At 62.8% G+C, this 22,370-nt stretch carries 20 protein-coding genes; 1 reads left to right on the top strand and 19 read right to left on the bottom strand.

What is annotated here, in order from left to right:
* The first annotated feature begins 124 nt into the window (after positions 1-124).
* Positions 125-529: a LysR substrate-binding domain-containing protein gene (locus tag OLX23_RS25095; RefSeq protein ID WP_264448097.1), complete on the top strand. Its 405-nt coding sequence runs from the start codon at positions 125-127 to the stop codon at positions 527-529.
* Between the two features lie 451 nt (positions 530-980).
* Here the strand turns inward: OLX23_RS25095 and OLX23_RS25090 are convergent.
* From OLX23_RS25090 to OLX23_RS25000, 19 genes are all read right to left on the bottom strand, one after another.
* Positions 981-2,095 (bottom strand): IS3 family transposase gene (locus OLX23_RS25090; RefSeq protein ID WP_413629938.1). Its coding sequence is split into 2 segments (ribosomal slippage): positions 981-1,888 and positions 1,888-2,095, totalling 1,116 coding nucleotides; the frame shifts between segments, so codons are not numbered across the junction.
* On the bottom strand, positions 1,996-4,041 hold the full coding sequence (locus OLX23_RS25085) for a PAS domain-containing sensor histidine kinase (RefSeq protein ID WP_264448096.1): 2,046 nt from the start codon (positions 4,039-4,041) through the stop codon (positions 1,996-1,998). The genes OLX23_RS25090 and OLX23_RS25085 overlap by 100 nt, the downstream gene beginning before the upstream one ends.
* A 392-nt stretch (positions 4,042-4,433) precedes the next feature.
* Positions 4,434-5,303 carry a 3-hydroxyisobutyrate dehydrogenase gene (gene mmsB / locus OLX23_RS25080; protein WP_264448095.1) on the bottom strand — a complete coding sequence of 290 codons (870 nt, stop codon included), beginning with the start codon at positions 5,301-5,303 and terminating at the stop codon, positions 4,434-4,436.
* Between the two features lies 1 nt (position 5,304).
* Positions 5,305-6,090 (bottom strand): enoyl-CoA hydratase-related protein, encoded by a 786-nt coding sequence (locus tag OLX23_RS25075; protein WP_264448099.1) that lies wholly within the window; start codon positions 6,088-6,090, stop codon positions 5,305-5,307.
* Positions 6,091-6,228: 138 nt separating this feature from the next.
* A complete protein-coding gene (locus OLX23_RS25070) occupies positions 6,229-7,011 on the bottom strand; it encodes an enoyl-CoA hydratase-related protein (protein ID WP_264448094.1) in 783 nt (260 codons plus the stop codon).
* A 176-nt stretch (positions 7,012-7,187) separates the two neighbouring features.
* Positions 7,188-8,027, bottom strand: a complete 840-nt coding sequence (locus OLX23_RS25065) for an enoyl-CoA hydratase (RefSeq protein ID WP_264448093.1) — start codon at positions 8,025-8,027, stop codon at positions 7,188-7,190.
* Between the two features lie 128 nt (positions 8,028-8,155).
* Positions 8,156-8,977, bottom strand: coding sequence for a glucose 1-dehydrogenase (locus tag OLX23_RS25060; protein WP_264448092.1), 822 nt, complete (start codon positions 8,975-8,977; stop codon positions 8,156-8,158).
* Complete coding sequence (locus OLX23_RS25055) at positions 8,974-9,687, bottom strand: nitroreductase (RefSeq protein ID WP_264448091.1); 714 nt, start codon at positions 9,685-9,687, stop codon at positions 8,974-8,976. The genes OLX23_RS25060 and OLX23_RS25055 overlap by 4 nt, the downstream gene beginning before the upstream one ends.
* A gap of 35 nt (positions 9,688-9,722) precedes the next feature.
* On the bottom strand, positions 9,723-10,865 hold the full coding sequence (locus OLX23_RS25050; RefSeq protein ID WP_264448090.1) for an acyl-CoA dehydrogenase family protein: 1,143 nt from the start codon (positions 10,863-10,865) through the stop codon (positions 9,723-9,725).
* Between the two features lie 111 nt (positions 10,866-10,976).
* Entirely contained in the window at positions 10,977-11,846 is an 870-nt protein-coding gene (locus tag OLX23_RS25045) for an alpha/beta hydrolase (protein WP_264448089.1), read from the bottom strand.
* The gene (locus tag OLX23_RS25040) at positions 11,843-13,159 is read right to left on the bottom strand and encodes an MFS transporter (RefSeq protein WP_264448088.1); all 1,317 of its coding nucleotides are present in this window, start codon (positions 13,157-13,159) and stop codon (positions 11,843-11,845) included. Before OLX23_RS25040 ends, OLX23_RS25045 begins: the two co-directional genes overlap by 4 nt.
* Complete coding sequence (locus OLX23_RS25035) at positions 13,156-14,064, bottom strand: TIGR03619 family F420-dependent LLM class oxidoreductase (protein ID WP_264448087.1); 909 nt, start codon at positions 14,062-14,064, stop codon at positions 13,156-13,158. The genes OLX23_RS25040 and OLX23_RS25035 overlap by 4 nt, the downstream gene beginning before the upstream one ends.
* A gap of 21 nt (positions 14,065-14,085) precedes the next feature.
* Positions 14,086-15,123 carry a phosphotransferase family protein gene (locus OLX23_RS25030; protein ID WP_264448086.1) on the bottom strand — a complete coding sequence of 346 codons (1,038 nt, stop codon included), beginning with the start codon at positions 15,121-15,123 and terminating at the stop codon, positions 14,086-14,088.
* The gene (locus OLX23_RS25025; RefSeq protein WP_264448084.1) at positions 15,120-15,845 is read right to left on the bottom strand and encodes an SDR family NAD(P)-dependent oxidoreductase; all 726 of its coding nucleotides are present in this window, start codon (positions 15,843-15,845) and stop codon (positions 15,120-15,122) included. Before OLX23_RS25025 ends, OLX23_RS25030 begins: the two co-directional genes overlap by 4 nt.
* A gap of 49 nt (positions 15,846-15,894) precedes the next feature.
* Positions 15,895-16,422, bottom strand: a complete 528-nt coding sequence (locus tag OLX23_RS25020; RefSeq protein WP_264448083.1) for a nuclear transport factor 2 family protein — start codon at positions 16,420-16,422, stop codon at positions 15,895-15,897.
* A 111-nt stretch (positions 16,423-16,533) separates the two neighbouring features.
* Entirely contained in the window at positions 16,534-17,796 is a 1,263-nt protein-coding gene (locus OLX23_RS25015) for a cytochrome P450 (protein WP_264448082.1), read from the bottom strand.
* A 114-nt stretch (positions 17,797-17,910) separates the two neighbouring features.
* Positions 17,911-18,231 carry a 2Fe-2S iron-sulfur cluster-binding protein gene (locus OLX23_RS25010; RefSeq protein ID WP_264448081.1) on the bottom strand — a complete coding sequence of 107 codons (321 nt, stop codon included), beginning with the start codon at positions 18,229-18,231 and terminating at the stop codon, positions 17,911-17,913.
* Positions 18,232-18,240: 9 nt separating this feature from the next.
* Positions 18,241-20,601, bottom strand: a complete 2,361-nt coding sequence (locus OLX23_RS25005) for an acyl-CoA dehydrogenase family protein (RefSeq protein WP_264448080.1) — start codon at positions 20,599-20,601, stop codon at positions 18,241-18,243.
* The gene (locus OLX23_RS25000) at positions 20,594-22,348 is read right to left on the bottom strand and encodes an acyl-CoA dehydrogenase (protein WP_264448079.1); all 1,755 of its coding nucleotides are present in this window, start codon (positions 22,346-22,348) and stop codon (positions 20,594-20,596) included. Before OLX23_RS25000 ends, OLX23_RS25005 begins: the two co-directional genes overlap by 8 nt.
* Positions 22,349-22,370 lie beyond the last annotated feature (22 nt).

Genomic DNA, 22,370 nt, shown 5'->3' with positions numbered 1-22,370 from the left:
CAGCGTCAACCGCGGGTACCGAGCACTCCACGACCCGAACGGCAGACTTCGGCTCGTCGCCTAGGATGTTCTCAGTATTTCCAGCTTAGCGTTGTCTGGCGAACAAATCTTGAGGTGAGGCCAGATGCGCATGGTTGCCGTTGGCTCCCCCGCATATTTCGCGAAACGGCCACCGCCGCGCACCCCGCGTGACCTGAGCGATCATGAATGCATCAACATCCGATTGCAGACCTATGGCGGACTCTATGCCTGGGAATTCGTCGAAAAGGGTCGGGAATTCACCGTGCGCGTAAGCGGGCGACTCATCTTCAACAGCGTCATTCCGCTGATCCAGGCCGCGTTGGACGGATTCGGGATTGCCTATCTTCTCGAAGCGCAGGTGAAACCACATCTCGAAAGCGGAGCGCTGCAACTCGTGCTCGGCGAGTGGTCGCCGCCATTCGAGGGCTACTATCTGTACTATCCTAGCCGCCGACAGCCCACTTCGGCGTTTTCCGCGGTCGTGGAGGCACTCCGCTATCGCGGATGAGCGGGGGCCGCGCCACCGCGCCTGAGAGTTCAGGATCGCAAAAAAAGCCCGGCTCGAAGGCCGGGCTGAAAAGTTATGGAGAGGATGCCTGAAAGGCGCCGCCCCTTTGTGCGCCGCAGCATTTATGTGCAAGTGCGAAGTCCCGCTTATCGCCGAGGCGTTGAGACGCGGTGCTCGATCGATCGTGAAGCTATGCAAAAGCAGCGAATTCGGTCGTCGCGTTTCCGATCAAGCGCAGTGCCTATGCTTATTGTTCCTCGCAAATACTCACTGATTACCACCAAGGAGGCTTTCCCCCAGAGCCATCCGTCGCCAAGGTATACAGAGATGCAACGGACTTCGGCATGGGCACGGCTTGATCGGTCCGCGGCGCGAAAACCTGGGTGACGAAGACTTATGAAAGCTGGGATTTGCTTTTGACCGGCCCCCACTGAGTGGTCCGTGTTGATTGTTAGTGCATTGTTGCCTCCGTTGCCATTGCCGCCTGGAGGTGGAGCGAAGCGGAGCCGGAAGGCGGCAATGGCGGCGAAGCCGTTTCCGGGGCAGGCGGTCGGTAGCCGAGGCTGCTGTGGGGGCGGATCGTGTTGTAATGCCGCCGCCAGGCTTCGATCAGCACCTTTGCCTCGGCGAGGCTGTAGAAGATCTCGCCATTGAGCAGTTCGTCGCGCAGCGACCCGTTGAAGCTCTCGTTGTAGCCGTTCTCCCAGGGCGACGCCGGGGTGATGTAGAGCGTCGTCACGCCGACCTGCGCCAGCCATTTCTGGACTGTCGTCGCGATAAATTCGCTGCCGTTATCGGACCTGATATTGGCCGGTGGCCCGCGCTCGATGAACAGGTCTGCCAGGGCTGCCAGCACGTCTTCGTGCTTGAGCTGCCGCGCCACGATCAGGGCGAGGCATTCGCGGCTGGCCTCATCGATGATTGTCAGGATGCGGAACTTGCGACCCTCATGCGTGCGACCCTCGACGAAGTCGTATGCCCAGACGTGCCCCGGATATTCAGGCCGTAGCCGGATGCACGAGCCATCGTTCAGCCATAGCCGGCCCCGCTTGGGTTGCTTCTGCGGCACCTTTAGGCCCTCGCGCCGCCAGATACGCTCGACACGCTTGCGGTTCACCGTCCAGCCCGCATTGCGCAGCAGCGCCGTCACCCGGCGATAGCCGTAGCGACCATACTGCCGTGCCAGGGCAATGATATCGTCGGTGAGAGCTTCCTCGTCATCTGCCCCGCGCGGGACCTTGCGCTGCGTCGATCGATGCTGGCCAAGCACCCGACAGACCCGTCGTTCGGATACTGCCAGTTCGCCTCGAATATGATCGATACAGCGCCTTCGCCGCGCAGGGCTCAGAAGTTTCCCCGCGCCGCCTCCTGCAAGATCAACTTGTCGAGCGTCAGATCGGAGATCGCCCGCCTGAGCCGGAGATTCTCCTTCTCCAAGTCCTTCATCCGCCGAGCCTGGTCGGTCTTCAAACCACCATATTCCTTGCGCCAGCGATAATAGGTCTGCTCGGTAACCGCGATCCGCCGGCACGCATCCGCTGTCGTCCCGCCCTGCGCCAATACGATCTCAGCTTCACGCAGCTTGCCGATAATCTCTTCCGGCTTGTGCTTCTTGCCCATTTCCCAACTCCTTCGTGATCCAAAATAACAGAGATTTTGGACCACTCAGAAGGGGGCAGATCAGATTCAATTAGGTCCCGTATTCGAGTCGCCAGTTCGTCCATGGAGAACGGCTTCGTCATGACGTGCATGCCACGTTCGAGGTGGCCATGGTCAAGCACCGCGATCTCTGCATATCCTGTTATAAAAAGTACTTTCAGCTCAGGGCGGAGAAGACGAGCCGCATCTGCCACCTGCCTGCCGTTGAGCCCATTCGGAAGCCCGACGTCGGTCACGAGCAAGTCGATACGGTCGGGTGAGCTCAGAACCTTTAAACCAGACGCGCCATCCTCCGCTTCGATCGCAGCATAACCCAGGTCGGCGAGTACCTCGCTCACCAGCATCCGAACGGTTGGCTCGTCATCGATGACGAGAACCGTCTCGCCTTCGCCTCGCGGCGGTGCGCCGAATTCGTCAGATTTCTCGATAATCTCGGCATCGCCGCAGTAGCGAGGCAGGTAGATGCAGACCATCGAACCCATGCCGGCCTCGGAATAGATGGTGACAGCGCCGCCCGATTGCCGCGCAAATCCATAGATCATTGACAGGCCCAGGCCCGTGCCGACACCGATCGGCTTCGTCGTGAAAAAAGGATCGAAGGCTTTTGCCTGCACCTCCGCCGTCATGCCGGTGCCAGTGTCGGAGACGCATAAAGAAATATACTGACCCGGGTCCAATCCCCGCTCTTTGGCTGTGCGCGCGTCAAACCACCGATTGCCAGTCTCGATGGTGATCTTGCCGCCGTCGGGCATTGCATCGCGCGCATTGATGCAGAGGTTGAGGATCGCGTTCTCAAGTTGGTTCGGATCTATCAGACTAGTCCACAGTCCGGCCGCGTTGATGGTCTCAAGATGAATCTGGGGACCGATGGTCCGCGCAATCAGATCTTCCATGCTCGATACGAGCTGCTTGAGGTTCGTTGGCTTGGGGGCGAGCGTCTGTCGGCGCGAGAAGGCCAGCAGTCGGTGAGTCAAGGCGGCAGCTCGCGTGGCTGCACCGCGGGCGGCCGTGGCGTACTTCTCGACTTCTGCTGTCCGCCCTTGGGCCAGACGCATGGAGATGAGCTCCAAAGAACCCGAAATCCCGGCGAGCAGGTTATTGAAGTCATGGGCTAGACCGCCCGTAAGCTGCCCGACAGCTTCCATTTTCTGGCTTTGGCGAAGCATCTCTTCTCGCCTAAGTTCTTCGGTGATGTCCCTGCCGACGGTGTAGAAGCTGCCCAACTCAGGCGCTGCGGGAACGGCAGACCAAGCGAAAGCAATCGCCTCGCCATCCTTCTTTAGCAGCCGAACATGAAAGTGATGCACCGGCTCACCGGCGGTCAGCTTCGCGATTACATCGGCCGTTACAGCCAAGTCATCGGGGTGAATGATCTCCGCAAAGGGTCTGGTGAGCAGCTCGTCGTCCGCTCGAGCGAGAGCTCGCGACCACGCCGGATTCACCGTCTTGAGGAAGCCATCGAACGTCGCGACTGCGAAGAGGTCACGCGACATCTCGAACAGCTGATCGCGTTCGGCCTGGGATCGGCGCTCGGCCAGAACCTGCGGCGTCGTTTCCATGCACGAGCAGAACATGCCGGCGATCACGCCTGCCTCGTCGCGGATCGGCGAATATGAAAAGGTCCACCAGGTCTCCTCTCGATAACCCTTCCGCTCCATCGTGAGCAGCAGGTTCTCGGACCAAGTGGCTTCGCCCTCCAGAGCCCGATCTATGAGGGGTTTTATGTCAGACCAGATGTCCCACCAGACTTCTTGAAACGGCTCCCCGAGCGCTGCTGGGTGCTTGTTGCCAAGAATGTCGGCGTAGGCATCGTTGTAAAGGAAAGTCAGGTCAGCTCCCCACGCGATGAACATGGGTTGCCTGGAGCTAAGGGCGATGTTTACGGCGGTTGCTAGCGAGGTTGACCACGTCTCGCGTGGTCCAATAGAGGAGGCGGACCAGTTGAGGCTGGCAATTCGGGCTTCCATTTTTAAGCGGGGGGCACCAACCGCCCGGGCCCCGAACTCGTTATCCAAATTGGCTGCTCCGTTCTTGCCTGCGCCAGCGCATGCCACCGCTAAACCGCCAACATCGGCCACTGTTCCGCCAGCTACAGACGCCGATAAGGAAGTTGAGCTAAAATCCAACCAAGCATGCTTAGCTCATGGGCCGACCGGGGCAGGACCCTCGTCCAGGTTCACCGCCGTGGATCTGCCCATGACCTGAGAGCTAAATGACGGCGACCCGGCGGGAGAATACGCAGAGATTAGAGCGTTTTGAAGACTGCGGAGAAGTCGAGGGTTCCGCCATCACTTGCGACGAGAGCTGCGTAAATCTCTTCAGCTTGTTCGCCCATCGGGACACGAGCATTCGTATTCCATGCAGCCTCCATCGCCAGGCGCAAGTCCTTCAGCATCAGCGCTGCTGCAAATCCACCCTGGTATTCGTTGTCCGCCGGGCTCTGCGGGCCAACGCCGGGAACGGGGCAATAGCTGGTCATCGACCAGTTCTGGCCCGAGGCCTTGGAGGCGATGTCGTAGAACGTCTGAAGGTCGAGCCCGAGCCGCTCGGCCAGCTTGAAGGTCTCGCAGGTGGCGATCATCGAGGCGCCGAGCAGCATGTTGTTGCAAATCTTCGCCGCTTGTCCCGCGCCGCTCGCACCGGCGTGGATCACCGCCTTGCCCATTGCCGCAAGGATCGGCTCGGCCTTGACGAAGGCAGCGTCCGTTCCGCCGACCATGAAGGTGAGCGTCCCTGAGTGGGCAGCGCCGATCCCGCCTGAAACCGGCGCGTCGACCATGTCATAGCCGCCGGCAGTAGCCGCTTCGCCGACCTTGCGGGCGGTCGCGACGTCGATGGTCGAGCAATCTAGGAGGAGCGAGGACGTCGGGGCGATGCCGATCACGTCCGCCGAGTAAACTCTCTCGACGATTTTGCCGTTGGGGAGCATCGACACCACTGCGTCCACGCCTGCGACCGCCTCGCCGGCGGTGGGCACGATTTCGCAGCCGTTGCCTTGGGCTCGATCGGTAGCCTCGGCCGAGAGGTCGAAGGCCCGCACCTCGTGCCCGGCCTTGATCAGGTTCGCGGCCATCCCGCCCCCCATATTGCCGAGCCCGATGAAGGCGATGATCATGCTACTTGTTTTTCCACACGGCGGGCCGCTTCTCGACGAAGGCGGTCATGCCCTCAGTTTTGTCGGCGGTTGCCGCCAGCAGGCCCCACGTGCGCCGCTCATAGAGCAGCCCCTGCTCGAGCGTGGTTTCGAATGCCACGTTCACCATCTCTTTGTTGAGCATCGCGGCAAGGCGCGGCATCGCGGCGATCTCGGCGGCGATCGCAACGACGGCATCGACGAAGCCCTCGGCCGGCAGCACGCGGGCCACCAGCCCCGACTTCTCCGCTTCGGCCGCGTCCATCATTCGCCCGGTCAGGCACAGGTCCATGGCCTTGGCCTTGCCGATCGCCCGCGTCAGGCGTTGCGTGCCACCCATGGCCGGAGCGACGCCAAGCTTGATTTCGGGCTGACCGAACTTCGCCTTCTCCGACGCAATGATCATGTCGGCCATCATCGCCAGTTCACACCCCCCGCCGAGCGCGAAGCCGTTGACCGCTGCGATCCAGGGCTTGCGAAGCTTGCTAGCGAGATCCTTCTGCCAGCCGTCGAAAAAGCCCTTCGCGAAGAACTCGGTCGATTCCATCGTCGCCATCTCGGCAATGTCGGCACCTGCCGCGAAGGCCTTCTCCCCCGCGCCGGTGAGCACGACGCATCCTTGGCTCTCATCCGCCTCGAACGCCACCATGGCTGCGCTCAGCTCGCGCTGGACGGTGCTGCTGAGGGCGTTCAGTGCCTGCGGACGGTTGAGCTGGATCAGCGTCACCGCGCCGCGCTGTTCTACGAGCAGGGTATCAGCACTTTTCAACGGAATGGCTCCTGGAAGATTGCTAAACACTCACTGATTCTTGCTCGGCACGGCCACAAACCAACGTGCGTTTCACAAGCAGTCGCGAAAGTGGTGGCACTCTGATAAAAAATCTCCCAAGTAATCAGCGGAGGTATTTCACCGGCCCTTCCAGTTCGGCGCGCGCTTCTCCGCGAAGGCTTTGGGCCCTTCGATCAGATCTTCGGATGATAGCAGCGCGAGCATAGCCGGGTATTCCCATTGCTTTTCAATCGCGCTCGCTAGGGAATCCTCGAGCCCTAGGAACAAAGCTTCTTTGGAAGCGCGGATCGCCATGGGGCTTGCTCGGCAGATCGTCCTCGCCACTTCCAGAGCGGTTTCCATGAGTGCCTCGGGAGCTGTGACGCGGTTCACGAACCCAAGCGCCTGTCCTTCTTGCGCGGTAACCCGGCGGGAAGTCAGGACCATTTCCATGGCTCGCTGGGTGCCGATGGCGCGCGGCAGCCGGTGTAGCCCTCCGCCGAGCGCGGCCAGGCCGACCGTGGGCTCCGGCAAGGAAAATGTCGCCGACTCCGAGGCGATGATGATGTCGCAGGCAAGCGCGACTTCGAACCCGCCGCCCATCGCAAGCCCATTCACCGCCGCGATCACGGGCTTGTTCAGGTCAAAGCGTGAGCCGAGCCCGGCGAAGCCGCTCTTTGGCAAAGTCATGTCCCCGCCGGCAGCCTGGAATTTGAGATCATTGCCGGCGGAGAACGCTCGCTCGCCGGCGCCTGTGATGATGGCGACCCATTGGTAAGGGTCGGCAGCAAACTCGTCGAATGCCCGGTCGAGCTCCATGTTCGCCGGCGAGTGGAGCGAGTTCATCACTTCCGGGCGGTTCAGCGTCACTGTCGTGACTGGACCCTCGCGGTCCACTTTGATGAATTCGAAGTTTGCCATTTGAAATCCTCCGGAAGTTTGTTTGCGGACGCCTGCCGTCGCCGATGACCGCAAATTGATGCATCGACAGGCTTGGAACGGCCGTTGGAATACAGCCTGTCGCCACCTCTGCGACCTTGTCACCGAGTGAGCCAGTTCAGCCCGGTCGAAGCTTGGTTCGCCCTACAGTCTCAGGGTTACCGCTTGGGAGCTTCCACCAGCCCGCCGGCACCACGTGGGTCGATGGGGAGGCCGTGCACCTGCATGTTGTGGCTGTGTCCGAGCTGGTGCAAAGCGAAGGCCGTCTGCATCGCCGAGATGCGGCCTTGAGCATCCTCTGCAGCATTCACCGCCTCTTTGGCGAGCTTGAGGGCGAAGAGCGGCTTGGCCGCGATCTTGCTCGCGAGCTCGAGCGTAAATGTCGCGAGCTCGGCCGCTGGGACGACCTGGTTGACCATGCCTAGGCGATGCGCGTCCTGCGCCGTGACGAAGTCCGACGTGAACAGCATCTCCTTCGCCTTGCGCGGGCCGAGTTCCCAGGGATGGCCGAAAAACTCGACGCCAGTCATTCCCATGGACACCGTATTGTCCGAAAAAAGAGCGTCTTCGCTCGCGACAATCAGGTCGCATGGCCAGACCAGCATGAGCCCGCCGGCAATGCACTTGCCCTGCACTTGCGCGATGGTGGGCTTGGGAATGTTCCGCCAGCGTTCGCTCAGCCCTTGGTAGAGTTCCTTCTCGCGCGCCATCCAGCCCTCCGCGCCCTCGCACGAGAAACCGCACCAGGTGCCTACCGTCTCGTATTTCCCAAGACTTCCGATGGGGTCCGCCTCACGCAAATCATGGCCAGACGAAAAATGCGGGCCGTTCGCGGCGAGGACGATCACTGAGATCGCATCATCGCGCGCGGCCATGTCGAACGCATCGTTCAACTCATAGAGCAGCTTGGTATCCTGCGCATTCCGCGCCTCGGGTCTGTTCAGAGAAATCCGGGCCACCCGATCGGCCGGCACTTCATAGGTCACGGTTTCAAACACAGGAGTGTCCTTGTTTAATTCACCCAGCTCCGGCTTGGAAACGGGCTCTAAGAAACTGCACCACGTGCTACCTTTGTGGAAGCTCTGAGTCAAGCTGAGCCATACGGGTCGCTAGGGCATCTGAGGTGTCAGAACTGCGCCAGCAAGCTCGTCGGACCGAGGAAAGCGGCTTCGGCTTGATGGAAGTCGGCGACGACCGGCGCCATCGTGACGCCCGCGTCCACGGTGATCACCTGCCCAGTCACATGAGCCGCGGTGTCGCTGGCGAGATAGGCAAAGGCACCGGCAATGTCCTCCGCATACATCGCCCTGCCAAGCGGTGACGCCTGCTCCGCGAGTTTGCCCAGCGTGTCGCTGTCAACGCCCGTGAGGCTTTCGATCAGCGGCGTTACGACCGACCCCGGTGCGACGGCATTCACCCGGATGCCAAGGGGGGCAAGTTCCGAGGCAGCGGAGCGAGTCAGCCCGATCACCGCATGTTTGGCGGTGGTGTAGGCGTGCGCGCCGAACCCACCGCGCAGCCCCGCGACACTAGCGGTATTCAGGATCGTTCCCCCGCCCGAAACCACCATAGCGCGTGCCGCATGCTTGCATCCGAGGAACACGCCGTCGAGCAGCACCGCCATGGTGGCGCGCCAGTGGCTGAGCTGAGTTTCCCGAACAGACCCGATCGCCCCGATGAAACCGGCATTGTTGACCATGCAGTCCAGGCGTCCGAACGACTGCACAGCGTAGTCCACGAGCGCCGCTACGTCGGCTTCCTGCGTCACGTCGGTACGGCAGAACAACGCATCGGCCAGCTCCCCGGAGAGCCTTTCACCCGCTGCCACATCCAAGTCGGCCAGGACGACCCGGGCACCTTCGGCGGCGAACAGTCGCGCAGTCGCTGCGCCGATCCCGCTGGCAGCCCCGGTAACCACCGCCACCTTGCCATTCAGACGCCCCATCATCGCGCCTTCCCTCCTGCCGCAGCTTGGGCGGGCTCGTCCCGGGACACGTGAAAGCGGGCAAAGTCCGAAAGCGCCACCCGCGGCATCTCCACCTGGTTTTCGGCAGCCTCCTGATCGCGCCACCCGATCGACATGCCGGTGAACAGCATGTGCTCGGCCGGAACACCCAGGAACGCGTCGAGGGTATTGTGGTAGAGGGCCCAGCACTCCTGGGGGCACGAGTCCATGCCGGCCTCGCGCAGCAACAGCATTACGGTCTGCAAGTACATGCCGAGGTCCGACCACTGGGGCGGGCCGTGGTCGCGGTCGACGTAGCAGAACAGTCCGACCGGCGCGCCAAAGAACTCGAAGTTGCGGGCGAACCAGGCGGCCCGTCCCGCCTTGTCCTCGCGGGCGATGCCAAGCCGTCCATAAAGCCGCTCGCCCACCTCGAAAATCCGGGCGCGATAATCCTCTCGCAAGACTTTGGGGTAGATGTCGTACTCGGTGCCCTCGCCCTTGGGTGCTTCGACGACCTTCTCGGCGATGAGGGACTTCAGCGCCGTCATCCGTTCGCCCATCACCACATGGATGTGCCACGGCTGGATATTGCCGCCTGAAGGGGCGCGCGCCGCCTTGGCGAGGATCTCGCGAAGCAAGGCCTCTTCGACGGGTTGAGAGCTGAATCGACGAATTGAGCGCCTCGTCGCGACGGCTTCGGTTACGTTCATCCTCACTAAGGTCCTGTGCCGCGATCCTGGACTGCTCACAGGGAGCGGCCGATGACCTCTTTCATGATTTCGGACGTACCGCCGAAGATGCGAGTGACGCGAGCATCGCGCCAAAGCCGGGCGATCAGATACTCGTTCATGTACCCCGCTCCGCCAAACATCTGGAGGGCAACATCGGTGCAATTCCACTGCAGCTCGGTGTGATGGAGCTTGGCAGCGGAGGCCTCGACAGCTGTCAGCTCGCCGCGGGCGTGGCGGGCGAGTGCCCAATCGATGTGCGCCCAGCCGACCTGTAGCGCGGTTGCCAGTTCAGCCAGAGTGAACCGCGTGTTCTGCAGGTCGAAGATCGCCTTGCCGAACGCCTTGCGCCCCTTGGTGTATTCGACAGCCTCGTCGAAGGCGCGTTGCGCAGCTGCCTGTGCGCAGACGGCTATGCTGAACCGCTCCTGGGGGAGGCGTTCCATCAAGTACACGAAGCCCGAGTTCTCGGTGCCGAGAAGATTTTCGGCCGGAACGCGCACGTCTTCGAAGAAGAGTTCGGACGTATCTGCCGCGTGCAACCCGATCTTGTCCAGATTGCGACCTCGGGAGAACCCGGGGCGGTCGGCTTCCACCAGGATGAGCGAAGTGCCACGGGCGCCACCTTCCGCCGCCGTGCGCGCCACGACGATGACGATGTCGGCATGCTGCCCATTGGTGATGTACGTCTTCGACCCGTTGATGATGTAGTCGTCGCCCTCGCGGCGCGCGGTCGTCTTGATTCCCTGCAAGTCCGACCCGGCGCCGGGTTCGGTCATGGCGATCGCGGCAATCGCTTCGCCGCTGATCATCTTGGGCAGCCAGCGTTGCCGCAACTCGGGCGAGGCATAGTGCACCAGGTAGTCAACGGCGACGTCGGACTGCAGGACCAGGCCGGCGGAGCAGCCGATGTAGCTTAGCTCCTCGTCGATGATCGCGTTGTACCGGAAGTCGGCGCCAAGGCCGCCGTCGGCTTGAGGCACCGTCGGGCAGAGGATGCCAGCCTCCCCGCAAGCCAGCCAGAACTCTCGGTCGACGATCCCTTCGCGCTCCCAGCGGTCGAGCTGCGGAACCGCGGCCTGCAGGAGGAACTTGCGTACCTGATCGCGGAACATCTCGTGCTCGGGTTCGAACGCGGTGCGGGTATGGGTCTGAAGCACCTCAAGCCTCTCATTTCGTCGGAGCGCCACCACGCTCGACCGATTCATTGCCGATGCACCGCGACTGCGGGCTCACCCATCTCACATGGTTGCCGCACAAAATGCAAGGCGTTATATATTTGAGGCGCAGCGAAGCGCGAGCACTTCCTCGAGGAAGGCCACGACCCGCAGGTGGAAGGCCCCCGCGGTATGGTGCAGGCTGATGTTGTGGCCAGCGCCAGCCTGCAGCGCGATCTCGACCCGCGGCGATCCCGAGAACAGAGCGGCGGTTTCACGCAGCGCCCCCTCTCCCGTCTCCGTGACCGTCTCGTATTCGCCTAAGGTATATCTGACGGGCACTTCGACGCGGCATGCGGTGGCGGCAAACTGATCGGGCCAGGACTGGGAATCGCTCAACTCGAGCAACGGGGGCGGTCGAAGCGATGGGTCTTCGCGGAGCAGCGCCGGATCAAAGCTGCCCGCAGGGCCGTAGAACAACGAGGCCGCCGACCGACTGGCGCTCTCACCGCCGCCTTCGAGCTTGGCCGCAACCGCGTTGGCGATGCGCGACGAATAACGCAGCGGCACCCCCGACACGTCCAGCCCGAGCAGCCCGGTTGGTCGATCGGCTGCCACCCGCAACGCCAGAATTCCGCCCATGGAGTGCCCGACCAGGAACACGCCCGCGCCAGAAGCGGCGGAGAGCTGACGCACCAGTGTGCCGATCAGCGTAACCTGCTCATCGAGGCTCAAGCCATCGGGATGTGTCTGCGCGCTGAACCCGTACCCGGGCCGGTCGATCGCGTATGTTCGGAAGCCGAGCGATGCGCCGAGAATGACGAGAGATGCATGCTGGTTCAGCGGATGATGCCAGTAACTGCCGGTGTACCCCCCACCTGGAAGCGCGACGATGATGGCCTTTGCGGCTGAAGCGGGCTCACCATAAATCGCCGAAAGCTCGATCCCATCTACGGAAATGCGCTTCGTGGTGACTCCGCTCATCCGCCAGCCTCCATGTCCCCTGAGGTCTCGTCGCGCTCGAGGTGCCGCATCGACAGCCAGAAGAAGTATGCGGCGGGCAATCCGGCGAGCATGAAGGCGGCCACCGCGTAGCGAAGCCCATCGGCCGGAGAACCCGTCAGCTCCGCAAGATAATCGCTGAGCTTTCCAACTCCCCACGGACCTAAGCCCCCACCGAGAATTGCGGCGCCCGTCACCCCTACCGCTGCGGCCAAGGCCTGGGTTCCGTGGCGGGCGAGCCGCTGGATCAGGGCGTTGCAGGGTGCGAGGTAGACGTTCGCCAGCAGCGAGCACACGAGCGCAGCGGTCACGGAGATGGCAAGGTTGCCTGTTAGAAGCTGAAGCAGGGCAAGGGGCGTAGCAACCAAGGCCGCCACCGCTGGCAGGAACATCAGCTTGCTGGGTCGGCGCCGCGCCAACCTGTCTCCTAGCAAGCCGCCTCCAAGGGTGCCGATGGCGCCCGCTCCGGCCATCACAAACCCCACCAACAAGGAGACGGTGCCAAGGTCGAGCTTGAAGCTTCGGGAATAGAAAGGGGCGGCCCAGGTCAGAAGCGCAATTGACACGATGCTTTGCATCCCGAGACCGAGGATGCAGTAGCGAAATGCTTTTCGCCGCCAGATGTCGAGCAGGGCCTCGGTCAGCTTCACCTTCGGCGCGGTTGACCCAGAGGCGGTCTCGCGCACCGGCTCTTTCAGCCCGATCATAACCACTGGGACGAGAAGCAAGCCAATTGCACCGATTGCAAAGAAGCTTTGGCGCCAGCCAAGCTGAGCGTCGAGCTGTCCACTCGCCACCAGTCCGATCATGCTGCCGATCGGAAATGTCGTTCCGAAAATCGCTATGGCTCTGCCAAGTTTCTCCTTTGGGAAGATGTTCGCAATCATCGAATATGAGGTGGGCAGGCAGCAAGCCTCGCCCAAAGCCACTCCCACGCGCAGGAACAACAGCATCGCAAAGCTGTTCGCCAGACCAACGGAGAAGGTCATGGCGCTCCACAGAGCCAGCGCGACGACGATGACCAGCTTGCGGTTGCCGCGGTCGGCGAGCCTGGCCATGGGAATGGACAAGAGGGTGTAGGGAATGAAGAAAGCGAACCCCATCAACAGGCCGATCTGCTCGTCGCTCAACTGGAGCTCGGTTTTGACCGGGACCTGGAGGACGCTCATCGCGACCCGGTCGATGTAGTTCACCAGCCCGATTGCGAAAAGCAGACCAAGTGCCAGATGGGGCCGTACCTTCGCCTGAGCATACCCCGGCGAACGGGAGCGAGGAGCCGCTTCGAGCTGGCTCATGTCGAGGCGCCGATGAAGTCTTCACGCCACCGGCCCGTCTGCTCGATGAAATCGTAGATCTGCTTCATCGTGTCGGGCGCTGCCGGTGCGGTCACGGTAATGATCGTGGCCCCGGCCTCGAGATACTCGGGCGCAGCCTCCAGGGTCTTGGCGACATCCGCTGCTCCGGTCGGGCCCATAACGTTGCCTAAGCCGACCTTGATGTGCTGATCCGCCATGGACCGGCCCGCCCCGGTTACCGCAGCGGCCAATAGGTCGACTCCTTGGCGAACCTCTTGAGCGCCGATGCCTACCGGGCACCACCCGTCGCCCAGCCGAGCCATTCGCTCCGCATTTTTCAGCGTCATCTTCAAACCCATCAATAGCGGGATCCGAGCCTGTTCGGGGCGAGGCAGACAGTAGGCGTCAGTCAGCTTGAGATGCGCGGACGCGTAGTCGACGGGCTGCTCACCCCAGACAGCGCGGCACGCCGCGACATTCTCGTCGAGCAGCCGATATCGTTCTTCCCAGGCAAACCCCTGGGCCTCGTACTCGGCCTTCTGCCAGCCAACGCCCAGGGCCAGCTGGACCCTGCCCCTCGACAGGACGTCGAGCGTGGCGATCGTCTTCGCCAGCAGCAAAGGGGGACGCAGCGGGGCAAGCAGGATTCCGGTCGAAAGGATCAGGTTCTTCGTCACGCCCGCCATCGCCGCCAATGTGGTCAGCGGTTCCGGCCAGGCGGATTCGGCCCGGTGCAGGAACTGACCGTACGGGTAGGCGGACGTATCCGGGCCCAGCATCAGGTGATCGCCGAACGTGATCGAATGAAGCCCGGCATCATCCGCCGCTCGCGCAACGTCGAGACACACCGAAAGATGTTCGTTCGCCGGGATCTGGTACGGCCTGAAAAACAGGGAGAGCTGCACGGTCAGTTCCTTCTCGAAAAGTCAGGAGTCCGTTTCCAGCCACTGCTGCGCACGGCGAAAGAGAAAGACTGCCTGGTCATGGAGCATGCGGCCGGTGGCTACGTCCGCCTTTCCGGCGGCAGCACGGGCGTGAGTGCCTTCCAGCAGGATGGCGAGCTTGTAGCAGGCCAGTACTTTGTACCACAGTAACTGGGACAGATCGCGCGGGGTGCTCTGGGAATAGCGCTCGACGAGCGTGTCCGCGGTCGGGAAGCCATCCCAAGGCTTCACGGGGAGTTTGGCCGGGTCGAGGCCGAGATCGGGCCAGGTCGCCAATAGCCAGCCTAGATCGATGAGCGGATCGCCAAGCGTCGCTAGCTCCCAATCCACGATCGCGGCTATTTGCGGGCCGTCGTTGCGGTACATCACGTTGGCGAGGTGATAATCGCCGTGCATGATCCCTGGCGTGAAGCTGCTCGGGCAGTTCTGGTTCAGCCAAGCCCCCACAGCGTCAACCCCGGGTAACTGGTCAGGCCCTGGCCAGCCATTGAAAGTGGCATAGCCATCCAGTTGGCGCTTCCAGCGCTGAGGCTGCCGGACCAAGAAATCCTCAGTCTTGCCGAAATCGCCGAGGCCGAGGGCCACGGCATCGAGCCGCCCGAGCTTGCCGATGGCATCGACCAATTCAAGTCCCATTTGGCGGCGTATTTCCCGATCACCGGAATGCAGTTCGGGCATGGCCACGGTCGGATTGAAGCCCTCCACCGGCTCCATCAGATAGAAGGCAGCGCCGATCACCGCGGGATCTCCGCACGCCGCGATCAGGCGAGCGTGAGGGACGTCGGTGTGAGCGATCGCCGCCAGAACGCGCGCCTCACGCCGCATGGTTTCATCGCCGTTCGCGATCGTCGTCGCCGGCGGACGTCGCAAGACATAGCTGCGGCCAGCCCGTGAAAACCGCACGAGGATGTTCTGTGTGCCACCACTCAGCCGGGCGGCGCCCTCGATCGGCCCTGAAGCGAGCCCCTCGCCGTCCATCCAGGCGGCTAGACGGACCTCATCCACCCCGGTGTCGCTCACAGCGAGGCGCCGCCATCCACGGTGATGGTCTGGCCGATGACATAGGCCGCATGCGGCGACGCCAGAAACAGCACGGCGCCCGCTATGTCCGCGGGCGTCCCCAGGCGGCGAGCCGGGATCATGCTCAGAGCCCACTTGAGACGATCGGGGTGTTCGACGGTGACCTTGGTCAGCTTGGTGTCGACCAGCCCTGGCGCAACGCCGTTGACGCGAATGCCGTCGCTGACCCACGCCTGGGCCAGGGAACGGGTCAGCCCGAGCAGACCCGCCTTCGAGGCGTTGTAAGCCGGATTCCCAAGGGTGGTTCGATAGGCCGCATTCGAGCTCAGGATGATCAAGGATCCCTGGCTGGCAGCCAGATCGTCGTGGAAGCGGGTTGCGCAGGCCATCACGCTGCCCAGGTTCACCGCGACGACCTTTTCGAAGCCCTCCATGGCGAATTCGCCTCGCCCGTAGATGACCGTCCCCTGACATTGGACGAGGACATCCAAGCGCTCGAACGGTGCGGCGGCACCGGCCACCGCGTCGAAGTCCGACACGTCGACACAGGCGTAATCCAGGCCCGAGAGGTCGCTTCCGTCTTCGCCTGCATAGGCAGCGGCGCTGTGCCTCGTGCCCCACACGCACACCCGCGCGCCGCGATCGAGGAAGGCCCGCGCGACGCCATTGCCGATCCCGCTGGAGCCGCCCACGACCAGAACGTTCTTGCCTTGATAATCCATCGATCTTTGCTTCCTCAATCGGCAGCGAATGCTCTGCCAGCGACCTCGCTCAGCTAGCCAGCAGCGCGGCGAGTTCCTTCGTGAACGGATCGTCTGCTCCGGTGCCGCTCTTCGGGCCCTGCGGATCAGGCCGATCCGACGTGGGGATGTCGCGGACCAGCTCGAGGTCGTGGATCCCGACCCGATGGATGATCTTCCAGCCCTCTGCAGTTCGAACCAGCCGGTCGACGTAGCGGCCCTTGACCAGCACTTCCTCGGTGAGGTCGGCATCTTTGGCGAGGCGATTGTAGGCGACGAAATGGCAGTCGCTCACCGCGCTGTCGCCGCGGACGACGATGCGGGGCGTGGCGATCATGTGAGTGATGCTGGCGCGGCCTTGCAACCACGCCAAGGCGGGTGCGACCCACTCGCTCGACGGGCCGCGATACCCACCATGGTCATGGGTGGAATCGGGATGGAAGCAGGCGTGGAGCGCGCCCTCATCGCAGCGATCGCAGGCTCCACAATAGGCCAAGAGCAGATCGGTGATTGCCTGGCGATCGGCAAGTTCGGCAATGATCGCTGTGTTGTCTGGCATGCGGGCTCCTTACGATTCCGAGCATCTGCTGTTCGGACCAGCCGACCCGACGGACGAGCTGTCCGAGCCGTCGAGCATGGGGGTCATGGTAACGACCGTTCGGGCCGAGATTTAAGCCGCGTCCGCCTTCGCAAATCGGATCGGAAGTTCCTTCATCGGCCGCAACAGGGCGTGCGGCACGTGAGCGATTTCGGGAAGTGGCCGGGCCAGCTCGATATCCTTCAGGCGAGTGAGCAAGGTCCGAAAGGCGATGACCAGTTCGCGGCGCGCGAGCAGGCGCCCGACACAGAGATGCGGCCCGGTGCCGAACGACAGGTGCGCCTTGTCCTTGCGATCAATATCAAACTTGTCGGGCCGGTCGAACTTCGCCGGGTCGCGGTTCGCCGCGGCATAGCGGGTCATGACAATCGAACCCGCCGGCAGATGAACGCCGGCGAGTTCGGTATCGCGCGTCACCAGACGCGCAAGCCCGGGCACGGCGGTGTCGAACCGAAGCGCCTCCTCGACGAAATCGGGCACCCTTGAAAGGTCAGTCGCGACTTGCTCCATGACGCCCGGCTCACGCAGCAAGATGAGCATGCCGTGTGAGATCATCGTCACGACAGACTCATAGGTTCCGGACAGGAATTGCCGCATGAAGCTTTGCAGCTCCATCATGTCCAGTTCCTCGCCGTCGCTGCCGCGCGAGGACACGAGCGCTGAAATCAGGTCGTTCCGGGGCTCCTTGCGGCGTTCCTCCAGCTTGCCCGCGATGAAATGCTGCATCTCTACAATGGTCTCGGCATTCTCGCGCAGCTCTTCCACGGTCATCACCCGGCTGGTCGGAGCCATGATCGCCTCACCCCACTTCTTGAAGGTGGACATCTTCTCGCTGTCGAGGCCGAGTTGTTCGGAGATGATCGTGCCGACGAACGGAAACGAAAACTCGCTGACGAACTCGCACTCTCCACGGTCGATGAACCGGTCGATGATGAGATTGCACAGTTCCTCGATGCGGTCGCTGATCGCGGCGATCCGTTTGGCATTAAAGATGGAGTCCGCAATGCGGCGATAGCGGGTGTGAACCGGCGGATCGGTGAAATTCAACGTCGGCAGGTCCGGCCAGCCGCGCTCCTGGAGTATGCCTTGGTGTACCTTCCAGTTCTCGCCCTGGAGCATTCCGTATCCGTCCAGGTTGTTCGAAAACGTCTCCGTATCCAGAAGGACCTGTCGCAGGTCCTCATACCGGGACACCAGATACATGCCGGTCTCCGGCATGAGGTATACTGGAGCCTGCTCTTGAGCAGCTCGGTAATATTCGAACGGATTGTCTAGAACCGCGGGATCAAGGAAGTTGAACTCCTCGATCGGTTTCGAATGCGAGCGCAGGTCCATTCGGCTTCTTCCCATTCATCGGCTCGAGCTGCTTGCGAGCCCATCGCTGTCGTGGCGAAGCATATCAGATCTGAAGTGCGAGAATAGGCACATTATATCATGCGACGCAATTTTCTAGCCCTGCTCCTCGGGCACGCTGACGACGAGGCCGTGGAGCTCTGGGGCGAGGCGGATCTGGCAGCTCAGCCTTGATGTGAGGCTGGTGCTGGCCGCCATCTCGAGCATCTCCGTCTCGTTTTCGTTGGGAGGCCCGACCACCGCGAACCAGTGCTCATCACACACAACTTGGCAGGTAGCGCAGGCGCAGGCGCCGCCGCACTCGGCTACGATCCCGGCGATGCCCAGGGACTTGGCGAGTTCCATCAGGGTGGTGTCCTCGGCACCCCGGCCCTGGACCGCGGTTCCATCAGGGCAGAGGAACGTCACTTCGACCATCGATCTCGCCTATGCTGAAGCTGGCGCTGCAAGCGTACGCCGCTGAGCGGTTTCCTGCGAATAACGCATGAGGTGATAGTTTCTGCCGCCGAACTGCTTTTCAATCGCCAACCCGCGGCGGAAATAGCGGCTGATCGGCGTCTCATTGGCGATCCCGATCGCGCCGTGGATCTGGACGGCGTCTTGTGCAACCGATCGACAGACCTTGGCGACGAGCGCCATAGACGCGGAAGCGGCCAAGGTAGCGTCCGCCCCCCCAAGCTTGTTCCGAGCCAATCGCGTGATGCTCTCGGCCTGCTCGATGGCGACGAGCATGTCGACCATTCGGTGTTGCAGCACCTGGAACTCAGCGATCGGTCTGCCGAACTGGACCCGCTGCCGGGCAAACTCCACGGTCTGTGCGTGCATGGCCTTCATTACGCCGACGGCTTCGGCGCAGACCCCGACCACCGCTGAGTTCACCGCGCTGCACGCCCGGCGAAGCGCCTCGGTCCCGGACGCGATCAGAGCGGAACTGCCGACGTGCACGTTCTCGAAGCGAAGGTGGCTCGCCGTTGCTTGATCGATCAAGCTGAAGTCTTCACGCGCCAAACCGGCCGCCCTGGCGGGAACAAGCAACAAAACGTGCTCTCCCCCTCCCAACTCCTGCGTTCGCGCGAGCACGACAAACTGATCCGCGAGCGCCGCATCGCGAACCAGCGCCTTCACCCCATTCAGCACAAAGCCGTCACCGCCGACAGCTGCGATCAAGGCTCTCCCACTCATGTCCTGGTCGCCTGGGCCGTCACTCAACGCCGGAACGATGATCGCTTCCCCGCGCCCGGCGGACGACAGCAGCAGCGTATGTTCAGGCTTCGCGGCGTCGAGCAACTGCGAAGCCGCTACCACGCTGGAAAGGTAGGGCTGAGACACCAGATGGCGGCCGAATGCTTCCAGAACGATTGCGTGCGCATGGTGAGACCCGCCCATCCCGCCGAGCTCGTCAGGCAGACCTACTGCAAGCAGCCCCAGTTCACCTCCGAGCAAATGCCATGCCTCACGGGAGAATTCCCGTCCGCACAGGCCTTCATGCTTGTCGACAAGCACGCGCTCCACGAGGTTCTCGACCGAAGCGAGCAGCTCCGACTGTTCGTCATCCATTGTAATCGAAGCGGTCGTTAGGCCCAGGGCCGTGCGCGTGAGGATATTTCGCTGGATCTCGCTGGAGCCCCCGAAAATGCTGATCGCGCGCATATTGAGGTAATGGGCCACAGGCGTCGCGGCGCGCCGGGGTACGTGTGAGGACGGCTCGCTCCCACCGAACAAGACCTCGCCTTGATAGATCTGCGCGTATTCGCCGATCGCATCCACCTCCAGCTCGGTAATCGCCTGCATGAGGCTGCTGACGTGCAACTTGTGGATCGACGCAAGACTGTCGTCCGCCCCGCTTCCACCCTGGCGCATGGCTTCGAGCTGGCTGTGCTCCGACTGTTCCAAGGCAGCGATCTCGATCTCGATTTGCGCGCGCTGGCGAGCGAAGGCGGGGTCGGACGCGTTCGCCCCGAATGGCCCATCGGGCTCGACGATCTTGTCCAGCATGCCCAAGGCGTTCCTGAGGTATGCCGCCGCCGAGCCGCTGCCCCGCTCGTTCACGAGCAGAAATTTGGCGACCTTCCAGCCCTGGTTCTCTTCACCCACAAGGTTCTCCACCGGCACCCGCACAGCGTCGAAGAAAACTTCGTTCATCTCATGCTCCCCGGACATCGAGATGATCGGTCGAACGGTCATTCCCGGTGCGTCCATCGGCACCAGCAGGAAGCTTATCCCGGCCTGGCGTGGCCCCTCACGGGATGTGCGCACGAGGACGAATATCCAGTCCGCGAACTGGGCGTGGGTGGTCCAGACCTTCTGGCCTGAGACGATGTAGTGATCTCCGTCGCGCACGGCCCGGCACTCCAGGGCGGCCAGATCCGACCCGGCTTGGGGTTCCGAATAACCTTGGCACCACACGTGCTCACCCGACAGAATACGGGGAAGGAAGCGGTCCTTCTGGTCAGGGGTGCCGAACTCTATGAGCACCGGGCCGCACAAGCGAATTCCCGCCACCGGCAAGTCGGGCGTACCCGCGCGGGCGCACTCCTGGTCGAAGATGTACTTCTGCGTGGCGGTAAATCCGGCGCCACCATATTCTTCAGGCCAGCCGGGCGCGATCCAACCCGCCTCATAGAGGATTCGGTGCCATTTGGCGGCCAGGTCCCCATGGGCGAAGACGCCCGTTTGGAGCTCTGCTTCGCGGCGAAGTTCAGGCGTGAATTTCTCGGCGAGAAAGCGCCGGACACGCGCCTGAAAAGCAGCTTCCTCAGGTTCGAGGACCAGGTCGAGTTCAAGCATTGGCGGATACCCCCGGTCTCACGGCTGACGCGGGTTCGAGATGGCCGGACAGGCTCTCGAACAACTCACGGCAAGCAGCGTCGGCGGCGATCCTGTGCTCGAGCCCGGTGCACCGCACTACCAGATCGCGCGAGAACCACACGCCGGCGACCCGCAGTTCACGCGCCGCATCACCTTCCCCGGCTATGACGCAGAGCCGCGCCGCGATCCACCCGAGCGTCGCCAGCCCGGCGAGCTCTAGGAAGGCCGTTGCACCCGCCTCTGCTTTCGGGGGATCGTCCCGCAGTCCCTCGAGACGGACAGCCGCCCGTTCGAGGATGGCGCAACCTTCCAGCGCGGCCATGGCCGGATCGTCACTGCGCCCAGCCAGATCGTTGCGGACCATAGTCAAGAGCCCGGCAAGGCCGGCTGCTCCGTCGTGCCACAGGCGGCGATGCAGCAGATCGAGTGCCTGCATCCCGGTGGTGCCCTCATAAATGGTGGCAACCCGTCCGTCGCGCAGGGCCTGCTCCACAGGCCATTCATCGGTGTATCCGGCGCCGCCCAAAACCTGAATGGCGTCGCTGGCAAGCTCAAACCCGGCCCCTCCGGCCAGGGTCTTGTAGATCGGCAGAAGAAACGCGACGAGCGCGGCAGCGTCTTCACGCTGCCGCTGGTCCGGATCATGGCGGGCGAGATCTGCCTGCACGCCGAGCAGAAGACCGAGCCCGCGCAAGACCTCGAGCTTTGAGATCATCTCGAGCAACTGACGCTGGACGTCCGGGTGCCGGTCGATCGTTACGGGGCGGAGGCCGGGCGGGCCACCCTGGCGTCGCTCGCTGGAATACGCACGCGCGACCTGCACGGCGGTTGCCCCCAGGCCCAAACCTTGGGCGCCGACACACAGCCGCATGTTGACGATCATGACGAACAGCTGAGAGAGGCCGCGTCCCTCCTTGCCGATCAACCAGCCTTTCGCGCGCTCAAGCCCTAGGGCGCACGTCGGCGAACCATGTAGACCCAGCTTGTGCTCGATGCGCCGCACGGAGACCGAATTGCGGGTACCGTCGCCGAGCGTGTCCGGCACGAGAAAGAGGCTGAGCCCGCTTTGGGTGCGGGCCAGGACACAGTGGCCAATGCGGGGGCACAGGTCGTGATCGCCAAAGCTGATCCACATTTTTTCGCCCGTAACCGACCAGCTGCCATCGTCGTTAGCCACTGCCGCCGCCCGTGCCCGCGATGCGTCGGACCCGGCGTCGGCTTCCGAGATGCAGATCGTGGCCGCCCACTCCCCGGACACCAGATGCGGCAGCCATTCCGCGCGCATGGCCTTCGATCCGTGGGCATGGATGAGCCGCGCCGCCGATCGTACCAGCACCGGCAGCATTCCGAACGCGGCACAAGAGCCGTCGAGCAATTGCTGCACCGTCGAGGAGAGGAACAGCGGCAGCCCTTGCCCGCCAATCTCTTCGGGCAGGTCCAGCATGGGCCAGCCAAGCTTGACGTAGGCGTCCCACGCAGGGGCAAACGCTGTTGGCACCGTCACCCGGCCGTCGTTCAGGCGACAACCCTGCCGGTCTGCATCCGAATTGATCGGTGCAATCTGGCCCGCGCAAAAATCCGCCGCCTGCTCCAAAATGGCAGCCGTCAGTTCAGCGTCGGCACTGCCGATCGCCCCGTCAAGCGAACGCAGCCGGTCTATCCCTGGCGTATGTTCGATCTGCACCAGCAGGGTGGAAACATCGAGCCTGGCGGGATGGGCGCTCATCTACCTGTCCTGTCAGCCACGC

Source organism: Novosphingobium sp. JCM 18896 (genome assembly GCF_025938095.1).
Taxonomy (GTDB): domain Bacteria; phylum Pseudomonadota; class Alphaproteobacteria; order Sphingomonadales; family Sphingomonadaceae; genus Novosphingobium.
The sequence above is the reverse complement of the archived record's forward strand: the minus strand, read 5'-3'. Positions and strand labels throughout refer to the sequence as shown.